General features: G+C 68.3%; 6 protein-coding genes. All 6 read right to left on the minus strand.

Features of this window, described 5'->3' with window-relative positions:
* Nucleotides 1–9: 9 nt before the first annotated feature.
* The gene (locus Q4F04_RS06770; protein WP_303369074.1) at nucleotides 10–1,467 is read right to left on the minus strand and encodes an amino acid ABC transporter permease; all 1,458 of its coding nucleotides are present in this window, start codon (nucleotides 1,465–1,467) and stop codon (nucleotides 10–12) included.
* Nucleotide 1,468: 1 nt separating this feature from the next.
* Nucleotides 1,469–2,728, minus strand: a complete 1,260-nt coding sequence (locus Q4F04_RS06775) for an amino acid ABC transporter permease (protein ID WP_303369075.1) — start codon at nucleotides 2,726–2,728, stop codon at nucleotides 1,469–1,471.
* Between the two features lie 117 nt (nucleotides 2,729–2,845).
* The gene (locus Q4F04_RS06780) at nucleotides 2,846–3,871 is read right to left on the minus strand and encodes an amino acid ABC transporter substrate-binding protein (protein ID WP_303369076.1); all 1,026 of its coding nucleotides are present in this window, start codon (nucleotides 3,869–3,871) and stop codon (nucleotides 2,846–2,848) included.
* 129 nt (nucleotides 3,872–4,000) lie between these two features.
* The gene (locus tag Q4F04_RS06785) at nucleotides 4,001–4,750 is read right to left on the minus strand and encodes an ATP12 family chaperone protein (RefSeq protein WP_303369077.1); all 750 of its coding nucleotides are present in this window, start codon (nucleotides 4,748–4,750) and stop codon (nucleotides 4,001–4,003) included.
* The gene (locus Q4F04_RS06790) at nucleotides 4,747–5,403 is read right to left on the minus strand and encodes an HAD-IA family hydrolase (protein WP_303369078.1); all 657 of its coding nucleotides are present in this window, start codon (nucleotides 5,401–5,403) and stop codon (nucleotides 4,747–4,749) included. The genes Q4F04_RS06785 and Q4F04_RS06790 overlap by 4 nt, the downstream gene beginning before the upstream one ends.
* Nucleotides 5,400–6,281, minus strand: an 882-nt coding sequence (locus Q4F04_RS06795; protein WP_303369079.1) for an RluA family pseudouridine synthase, incomplete at its 5' end; no start/stop codon positions are given. The genes Q4F04_RS06790 and Q4F04_RS06795, both read right to left, overlap by 4 nt.

The following is a 6,281-nucleotide window of genomic DNA, read 5'->3' on the forward strand; positions in this document are numbered from 1 at the left end:
AACAGCCCCTCAGCGGTGATCGGTCTTGAGCCGCCGTTCCAGATACATCGCGTATCGGGACATGGCGAAGCAGAGGATGAAGAAGATGGTGCCGGTGAAGACATACGGCTCCCAATAGGCGCCCTTCCAGGCGAAGGTTGCCCTGATCGTGTCGGCCATCTGCTTCAGCGGGTCGAAAAGGCCCACGAAAGTCACCAGCGTCGTGTCCTTGAAGACGCCGATGAAGGTGCCGACGATGCCGGGGATGGAAATCTTCAGCGCCTGCGGCAGGATGATCAGCCGCTGCGCCTGCCAGTAGGTCAGGCCCAGAGAATCCGCCCCTTCGTATTGCCCGCGCGGCAGGGCGGCGAGGCCCCCGCGGATCACCTCGGCCATATAGGCGCTCGCGAACAGCGTCACCATGATGATGACCCGCAGGATGATGTCGAAATTCGTGCCCGGCGGCAGGAAGTAGTTCAGCAGGATCGAGGCCACGAACAGCAGCGTGATCAGCGGCACGCCGCGGATGAACTCGATGAACATCACCGCCAGCATCTTGACCACCGGCAGGTTCGACTGGCGGGCAAGCGCGAGGATGATCCCCAGCGGCAGCGACATGACGATGCCCGAGACGCCGATGGTCAGCGCCAGCAGGAAGCCGCCGAAGGACCGCGATTCGACCGGGGCCAGCGCCAGCGGCAGAAGCGCCTGCAGGTCCGCCGCCACCCGGGGGCCAAGTGCTGTCCACCACCAGACCGCCGCCACGACCCCCAGCGCCAGCCCGACCAGCCCGGCGCCGAAGCGCCCGGCCGTCCGCCAGATGATGAGGGCTAGGACGAATCCCGCCAGAACCGCGAGCGGGTTCCAGATCGGCCCGCCCCAGAGCAGCCAGACCGCGAGGAAAGGGTAAAGCAGGCTGAAGACCAGCGCCCGGCCCGGCGCATATTCGATCAGCGCCGTCAGGGCGATGAAGGCGGCGGCGATGACCAGCAGGGGCCGCGCGGGCGTGCCCAGCGCGACGCAGGCCGCAAAGCCGAGGACCGCGGCCAGCGCCAGCACCGTCCAGCGCAGCCGTCGGCTTTCGGAAAACAGGATGGGCGCCACCGCGAACAGCAGCAGCGCGAAGGCGGCGGTCGGGCGCCAGTAATGCTCGGCCGGGTAGAAGCCGAAGATGAACTGGTTCCAGCGTTCGCGGATGATGGCGAAGCAGGCGCCGGTCGCGCCGGGGCCGTCGCGTTCGGCGATGATCTGGCGGCACTCGCCGATGCTGGATGCGTTCCAGACGGAATTGGCGAACCACGGCCACAGATGCGAGACGATGCTCCATACAACTGCCAGCCCGGCCAGAGTCAGCAGGATGTTCAGCGGCCCGGAAAACAGGTTCTCGCGCAGCCACAGCACCACGCCCGACTGCCGCGCGGGGGGAGGGGTCGGCGGCAGCATGGTGCCGCGGACAAAGGGGACGGTTTCGGCGTGGGCTTCGCTCATCTCAGCGCTCCTTCAGCCGGACGCGGGAATTGTAGAGGTTCATCACCGCCGAGACGATCAGGCTGATCGCCAGATAGATCCCCATCATCAGGATCATCGATTCCATTTCCCGCCCGGTCTGGTTCAGCGTGGTGCCGCCCAGCGTCGCGCGCAGGTCGGGATAGCCCACCGCGATTGCCAGCGAGCTGTTCTTGGTCAGGTTCAGGAACTGCGAGATCAGCGGCGGGATGATGACCCGCAGCGCCTGCGGCAGCACCACCAGCGCCATGATCGGGCGGGCGCGCATCCCCAGCGCCGCCGCGGCCTCGGTCTGGCCGCGGCTGACGGCCATGATGCCGGCGCGCACGATCTCGGCGATGAAGGCGCCGGTGTAAAGCGACAGCGCCAGCAGCAGCACCACGAAGCCGTTGTCGAGGTTCATGCCGCCCGCGAAGTTGAAGCCCCGCAGTTCCGGCGCGACCAGGTGGATGCCGAAAAGCTGGATCAGCCCCAGCAGCGGCGCCACGAACAGCGCCAGCGTGATCCACCAGGTCACGGGCCGCCGCCCGGTGGTGTCCTGCAGATACTGCGCGCGGTTCCGCAGCCAGCGGTTGATGAGCCATGCCGACAGCAGCGCGACGGCGAAGGCCACCACCATCGCGTCGATCTGGACGCCCAGGATCGACACGGGGCCGGGGTCGCGTTCCGCCACCACGGCGGGGACGGCGGTATAGCGATTCGTGGGCGCGACGGTGCCGAACAGGATCATCTCGGCATTGGCTGTCCCGTCCCCGGCCGCGCGGTAATCGCGGGGGGTGGGCATCACCTCGGTGAACAGCGCAAGGATCACGAGGATCCACAGCAGCAGCGGCACGTTGCGGAAGATTTCCACATAGACCGTCATCAGCTTCGAGACGAGCCAGTTCCGCGACAGCCGCAGCACCCCCGCGGTGACGCCCAGCACCGTGGCGATCACGCAGCCCAGCGCCGAAACCAGCAGCGTGTTCAGCAGGCCCACCATCGCCGCCCGCAGATGGGTCGAGTTCGAATCGTAAGCGATCAGGCTGAAGGGGATGTCATAGCCCGAACGGTTGGTCAGAAAGCCGAAGTCGAAGGTCTTGCCCATGCGGGCGAGGTTCTGGACCGTGTTGTTCACCAGCCATGCCGCAACGGACATCACGAGGATGAACACCAGCGCCTGGATCAGCAGGGCGCGGTAATGGCGGTCGTAGATCAGCATGGACAGTCGGAAGGACTGCCCTGCCCCGGGTGCAGGCGCCATGTATTTCTCCCAGTTGGGCCGGGCGGATCTTTGCGTCCACCTCGGCCGCGGGTGCATCGTTCAGCCGGAACGAAGAACCCCGCCCTGCGGATACGGCAGGGCGGGGTTCCGGGGTCGTCAGCGGAACGGCATCGCGTACATCAGGCCGCCCTGCGTCCACAGGGCGTTCAAGCCCCGCGGCAGCCCGATGGGGGTCTGTTCGCCGATGTTGGCGGCGAAGATCTCGCCGTAGTTGCCAGAGGCGGCGATGGCGCGCTTGGCCCATTCCTTGTCCAGCCCCAGCATCGCGCCGTAATCGTCGGTCGCGCCCAGCATCCGCTGCACGTCCGGGTTGGTCGAGGACCGCGACAACTCGTCCAGATTGGCCGAGGTCACGCCGTATTCCTCGGCCGAGATCAGCGCGTAAAGCGTCCAGCGGACGATGTCGCCCCAGTTGTTGTCGCCGTGGCGGACGGCAGGGGCCAGCGGCTCCTTCGAGATGATCTCGGGCAGGATGATGTGGTTGTCGGGATCGGCGAAGGCCGCGCGGGTCGCGGCAAGGCCGGATGCGTCGGTGGTATAGGCGTCGCAGGCGCCCGCCATGTACTGCTGCTCGCCCTCGGCGTTCGAATCGATGTTGACCGGCTGGTAGGTCATGTTGTTGGCCTTGAACCAGTCGGCCAGGTTCAGTTCCGTCGAGGTGCCGGTCTGGATGCAGATCGTCGCGCCTTCCAGTTCGGTGGCCGAGCTGACGCCGAGATCCTGACGGACCATGAAGCCCTGCCCGTCGTAGTAGTTCACCCCCGCGAAATCCATCTTGAGGTCGGTGTCGCGCTGGAAGGTCCAGGTCGAGTTCCGCGCCAGCAGGTCCACCTCGCCCGAGGTCAGCGCGGTGAAGCGGGTCTGCCCGGTGGTGGGGATGTATTTCACCTTGGCGGGGTCGCCCAGCACGGCGGCGGCGACCGCCCGGCAGATCGCGATGTCGAAGCCCGACCAGTTGCCGTTCGCATCCGGCGCGGCAAAGCCGACAAGGCCGGTGTTGACGCCGCAGTTCAGCACGTCGCGCTGCTTGACCTGCGCGAGGGTGTCGCCCTCGGCCGCCATCGCCGTGCCTGCGGACAGCGCCGCGGCGGCTACCGTGGCCAGGAAAGCCGTGTGTCGCATGAAGTTCCTCTCTGTTGTCCGCCGGATCTGCGCCCGGCACGGTTCCGCGGCGCCGTTGAGCGGTCCGCCTGCCGGGACGCGCCTGACGCGCTCGGCCTGAACGTCATACTGCCGGTCGCAACGCGTGCGTCAAGCGTCAGGCGCGGGGTCCGTTTCCGACGCCGCGTCCGCGGCCGCCAGCAGCGCCAGCAGCCGCGCGGCGTTGCGCAGCGCCTGAAGCCGCCCCTCGGCGGCAAGGTCGGCTTCCTCGTCGCGGCCCCAGATGGCGGCCTGATGCTCCTCGTCGATGCGGGAAAGCCGGTGCGCCTCGTCCGCCTGCAGCCGCCGCCCCAGCACCGCAAGCCCGAGGACGAGCGAGCCCGACAGCGTCACCAGGTCATGCAGCGCCGTCAGTTCCCAATGGCTCAGGGCGTCCAGCCGGTCCCGCAGTCGGGACAGGCAGGCCGGGTCCTGCGCGACCGGGATCACGCCCTGCGTCACCTGCAGCGATGCCTGCAGGTCGGACCGCGCCCAGTCCAGCAGGGGATTCCAGCCTTCCGCCTGCTGCACAACCAGTTCGACCGGATGCTCGGCCCGGTAGCACAGAAGATCGGTGCCGCCGTATTCGGCCAGCATGTCGGCCACGGCGTCGAACTGCGGCGCGACGCGCTCGATGGCGGAATTTGCAGCCCGCGTCAGCGGCATCGCGCCGGGGTCGATCACGTCCACCTGCGCGTCCCATTCCGCGGCCACCGCCAGCGCCAGCGCGCGGGTCGGCAGCACCAGCGGCAGCTTGCCGGGGGTGCGCAGGGGGCGGCCGTCCAGCCGCACCTCATACCCGCCGGGGACGGGCTCGACGGCGCTTTCCGTCCAGAAACGGCGGGCCTGCCATTCGCTCATGCTGCCCATTCCTCGATCAGTTGGGAAAGTTCGGAAAAGTCGCGGGCGACGGCCAGCGCCCCCGCCGCGGTCAGGTCATTTGCGGGATGATGGCCCCAGGCGACGCCGAAGGCCTTGATGCCGGCATTCCCCGCCATGAGGATGTCGAAGCTGGTGTCCCCGACCATCACCGCGCGTTCCGGCTGCGCCCCGCTGTCATTCAGGCAGGACAGGATCATCCCCGGCGCCGGCTTTGACGGATGACCGTCGGCGCAATGGGTGGCGGTGAAATACTGCTCCAGCCCATGAGCGGACAGCAGCGCGTCCAGCCCCCGCCGCGACTTGCCCGTGGCCACCGCCATCAGCAGGTCGTCCCGCGCGGCCAGCCGGTCGAGGCAGTTCCGCGCGCCGGGAAACAGCGGCGATTCCGCCTGCGCCCGCGCGGCGGAATAATGTACCCGATAGCCCTCGGCCACGGTGTCATGGATAGCCGGGTCATGGCCGGGCAGCAGGGTTTCCACCGCCACCGGCAGCGACAGGCCGACGATGCCGCTGACCGTGCGATGCGGCAGCTCCGGCAGCCCGGCAGCAGCCATGCCGGCGGCCATTGCATCCATGATCATCGCGTGGCTGTCCACCAGCGTGCCGTCGATGTCCCAGATGACCAGCTTCATGCGTCCTCGAACGGATCGGCGGGCACGTCACTCTCGTGCCAGCCCAGGGTCTTCCAAGTCCGCGCCATGTGCTCGGGCAGGGGCGCGGTCAGGGTGATGCGCTTGCCGGTGATCGGATGGTCGAAGCTGATGCTGCGGGCATGCAGATGCAGCTTGCGGCTGATCTCTCCGCCAAGCTGCGCGCCCCAGCCGTCGCCCAGGTTCTCCTGCCCCGAGCCGCCATATTTGCCGTCGCCGATGATCGGGTGGCCGAGTTCGGCCATATGCGCCCGCAACTGGTGCGTTCGCCCGGTGACAGGCACCAGCGCGGCCCAGGACACACGGGTGCCAAGACTGTCCAGCACGGCGTAATCCGTGGTCGCGCGCTTGGCCCCTTCGGTCTGGTCCACGCGGGCCGGGTGGACGCAGATCATCTTCTCGCCCTCGCCGCCGCGCCCATGGCCCAACGCCTTGACCAGCCCGAAGCGGACCGTGCCCATCTTGGGGCTCGGCACGCCCGCGACGGCGGCCCAGTAGATCTTGCGGGTGGTCCGCGCCCGGAAGGCCTCGGACAGCCGCCGCGCCACCCGGTCGGTGCGCGCCAGCAGCAATACACCCGAGGTGTCCTTGTCCAGCCGATGCACCAGCTTCGGCTTTTCCTTGTAGCCGAACATCAGCGCGGGGCTGAGGCCGTCCACGTGACGCTCGCCCTGCCTCGAGCCGCCCTGCGAGGGCAGGCCCGGCGGCTTGTTGATCGCGATGATATGCTCGTCCTTCCACAGGACGGCGGCCCGGATCATCTCGGCGTCGGTTTCCCGCAGGCGCGGGGCGGCGGGCGCAGGGGCCGCGTCGGGCAAGGGCGGGACGCGGACCTCCTGCCCCGGCTCGATCCGGGTCGC

The organism is Paracoccus sp. (in: a-proteobacteria) (assembly GCF_030536915.1).
Taxonomy (GTDB): Bacteria; Pseudomonadota; Alphaproteobacteria; order Rhodobacterales; family Rhodobacteraceae; genus Paracoccus.

What these genes read in the sequence shown, in the direction of transcription:
- Q4F04_RS06770 (WP_303369074.1), bottom strand. Translation starts at nt 1,467, where the DNA reads ATGAGCGAAGCCCACGCCGAAACCGTCCCCTTTGTCCGCGGCACCATG.
- Q4F04_RS06785 (WP_303369077.1), bottom strand. Translation starts at nt 4,750, where the DNA reads ATGAGCGAATGGCAGGCCCGCCGTTTCTGGACGGAAAGCGCCGTCGAG.
- Q4F04_RS06775 (WP_303369075.1), bottom strand. Translation starts at nt 2,728, where the DNA reads ATGGCGCCTGCACCCGGGGCAGGGCAGTCCTTCCGACTGTCCATGCTG.
- Q4F04_RS06790 (WP_303369078.1), bottom strand. Translation starts at nt 5,403, where the DNA reads ATGAAGCTGGTCATCTGGGACATCGACGGCACGCTGGTGGACAGCCAC.
- Q4F04_RS06780 (WP_303369076.1), bottom strand. Translation starts at nt 3,871, where the DNA reads ATGCGACACACGGCTTTCCTGGCCACGGTAGCCGCCGCGGCGCTGTCC.